This is a genomic window from Variovorax sp. 01T439_2, assembly GCF_056398445.1.
Window position 1 is genome coordinate 1 of record NZ_JBFTPJ010000873.1, and the last position, 2,507, is coordinate 2,507.

The 2,507-nt window shown below is 67.8% G+C and carries 1 protein-coding gene and 1 pseudogene; both read right to left on the reverse strand.

Going from position 1 to position 2,507, the window contains the following annotated elements; genetic code table 11:
* Positions 1 to 20 precede the first annotated feature (20 nt).
* Positions 21 to 521, reverse strand: a pseudogene (locus tag AC1DOC_RS29080) (tripartite tricarboxylate transporter substrate-binding protein); the annotation flags it as partial.
* Between the two features lie 8 nt (positions 522 to 529).
* Positions 530 to 2,507 (reverse strand): DNA topoisomerase III (locus tag AC1DOC_RS29085; RefSeq protein WP_478131062.1); only part of this gene is annotated, 1,978 nt, incomplete at its 5' end.

A 2,507-nucleotide genomic window follows, 5' to 3' on the forward strand; every position in this document is an offset into this window, starting at 1 on the left:
CTGCATGGTGGTCTTCATGGCGCCGACAGGTGCTGCGTGCCGCCGATGCCGGCGCTCGCGTAGCTCAGCCGGCCCGGTTCGGCCTTGGCGCGCGCGGCCAGGTCGGCCATGCTGCGGATGCCGCTCTCGGGCGTGGCCAGGAACACCAGCGGCACCGTGGCAATCAGCGAGATGCCCACCAGGTCCTTGCGCGGGTCGAAGCCGGGCTTGGCGTAGAGCGTCTGGTTCACGGCCATCGCGCTGCCCGCCACCACCAGCGTGTAGCCGTCGGCCGGCGAGCGCACCACGAATTCGGTGCCGATGTTGCTGCCGGCGCCGGCCTTGTTGTCGACGATCACCGGCTGGCCCAGCCGCTTGCCGAGCTGCTCGGCGAGCGCGCGCGCGAAGATGTCGGTGGCCTGCCCGGGCGGGAACGGCACCACCAGCTTCACGGGCTTGTCGGGCCAGGCGGCCGCCTGCGCCGCGCCGACGGCCAACGTGCAGGCCGCGGCGAGCGCGACGGCGAAGTGTCTGCGCTGCATGGTGGTCTTCATGGCGCCGACAGGTGCTTGCCCACGATGCCCGCGAGCTCGAACATCGTCACCTGGTCCTTGCCGAACACCGGCTTGAGCTTGGCGTCGGCATTGATCGCGCGCTTGTTGGCCGCGTCCTGCAGGCCGTTGGCCTTGATGTAGTCCCAGAGCTTCTTGATGACCTCGGTGCGCGCCAYCGGTTCGGCGCCGATCACCGCGGCCAGCGAGTCGCTGGGCTTGAGGCCCGCGCCCGGCTTGCGCGGCGCGGCAGCCTTCTTTGCGGCCGGTGCCTTCTTGGCGGCGGGCGTCTTCTTGGCCGCCACCTTCTTGGCCGCCGCGGTCTTGCCCGCCGGCGCGGCCTTGCCGAAGGTCTTGCGCGGCGGGAACTTGCTGCCGCCTTCGCGCGGCGCGAATTCGAAGGTCACCTTGCCCTCCTCGGCGTTCCAGGTCAGGAAGGCCTTGAAGGCGCGGCGCGTGCGCATGCTCACGAACTTGTCGAGCAGGTCGGTCTTGCCCGTGGCCAGCAGCTTTTCCATCTGCGCGCGCTCCACCGGCTGCTGCAGGATGATCTTGCCGGTCTTGAAGGTGCAGCTGGGGGTCGGCTGCGCAGTGGTGGGCACCGACTTCTCGCAGACGTAGTTGCTGCCGTGCTCGAACACCGGCGCGCCGCAGATCGGGCACGGGCCCACCGTGTCCTGCTCGCTGAAATCGACGATCTCGCCGGTGTCGGCGTTCTTGTCGTCGCCGAAGTCGAATTCCAGCTTCCAGTTCTTCGCCTCTTCGTCGTACTTGAGGACGATCTCGGAGGTGAAGGGCCAGCCCGCCTTGGAGCGGAAGCCCTCCAGCGGGCCGATGTGCTTGTCGCGCAGCAGCACTTCCGCCTCGGCCACCTCGAAGGTGCGCCCCGCCGGCGACTTGCCGAACGAGAAGCCGCAGGGCTCCTGCCCGGCCTTGCCGGTGCAGCTGTAGCGGCGGTAGTTTTCCTTCACCACGCCGCCGCAGTTGGGGCATGGGGTCGACAGCGTGGCGTAGTCGCCCGGCACGGTGTCGCGGTCGTATTCCTTGGCCTTCTTGACGATGTGCTGCGTCATCTCGGCGATCTCGCGCATGAAGGCGTCGCGGCTCAGCGCGCCCTTCTCCATCTGCGCGAGCTTGTATTCCCACTCGCCCGTGAGCTCGGCCTTGGAGAGTTCTTCCACGCCCAGGCCGCGCAGCAGCGTCATGAGCTGGAAGGCCTTGGCCGTGGGGATCAGCTCGCGGCCTTCGCGCAGCATGTATTTCTCGGTGATCAGGCCTTCGATGGTGGCCGCGCGCGTGGCTGGCGTGCCCAGGCCTTTTTCCTGCATGGCCTCGCGCAGCTCGTCGTCGTCGATGGTCTTGCCGGCGCCTTCCATCGCGCCCAGCAGCGTGGCTTCCGAATAGCGCGCGGGCGGCCGGGTCTTCAGCGCCTTCAGGTCGGCCGATTCGGTCTTCACCGTTTCGCCGGGCTTCACCACCACCAGGTTCTTGCCGTCCTTCTCGTCGTCGTCGTTGATGGCTTCCTTGCCCCAGATCGCGAGCCAGCCCGGCTTGACCAGCACCTTGCCGTCGCTGCGGAACGGGTATTTTTTGCCGCCGGTTTCCACCGTGCTGATGCGCGTGGTCACCTGGAACTCGGCGCTCGGGAAGAACACCGACATGAAGCGGCGCACCACGAAGTCGTAGAGCTTCTGCTCGGCGTCCGAAAGGCCGCTCGGCGCCTGCAGCGTGGGAATGATCGCGAAGTGATCCGACACCTTGGCGTTGTCGAAGATGCGCTTGTTCGGCTTCACGTAGCTGCCGTCGACCGCCTGCTGCGCGAAGGGTGCGAGGTGCTTCATGCCGCTCTCGGCGAGCATCTTCATGGTGTCCTTGACCACCGGCAGGTAGTCCTCGGGCAGTGCGCGCGAGTCGGTCCGCGGATAGGTCAGCGCCTTGTGGCGCTCGTACAGGCTCTGCGCCAGCGCCAGCGTGGTC